The following is a 539-nucleotide window of genomic DNA, read 5'->3' as shown; positions in this document are numbered from 1 at the left end:
CGCCTTGGCCGCCGCCCAGATCGGCGGTCGCACCGTTGGTCGAGCCGCCATTTCCGCCGCCGCCGCCGATCGACTGCGCAAGGATCGCCGCGCTCATGTCGCCATCCGTCTGCACCGTCATGGCATTGTGGACGAGCACATCGTCGCTGACATTGCCGTCGCCGCCGCCGCCGCCGATGCTGACGGTCGCGTTAACGCTGACATTGACGCCGTAACCGCCAGCCGCCGCCCAGGAATCGCCGCCATTGCCGCCGCTGCCGGCAACCGACTGGGCAAGAATGCCGCCAGCCTGGTAACCCTTGGTGACGATGCTGCCGCCGCCGCTGAGGCCGGTATCGACGATCACCAGGTCGCTCCTGCCACCGTCGCCGCCCCAGCCGCCGACCGTAACGCCGAGGCTGACATTGACGCCGTTGCTGACCGAGCCGGCCATCGTGGCCGCACGGCCGCCATTGCCGCCGCCGCCGCCAATCGACTGTGCCACGATGCCGCCCGAGCCGACCGCGTCGGTGTCGGCGATGATGTTGCCGTCCGCCCTG

Annotated in this window: 1 pseudogene; it reads right to left on the bottom strand. The window is 70.3% G+C overall.

Going from position 1 to position 539, the window contains the following annotated elements:
- Nucleotides 1-539: pseudogene (locus EN964_RS36765) on the bottom strand (hypothetical protein); the annotation flags it as partial.

The sequence above is a fragment of the Mesorhizobium sp. M7A.F.Ca.CA.001.10.2.1 genome, assembly GCF_003998575.1.
GTDB lineage: Bacteria > Pseudomonadota > Alphaproteobacteria > Rhizobiales > Rhizobiaceae > Mesorhizobium.
This window is presented reverse-complemented; position numbering and strand designations above follow the sequence as displayed.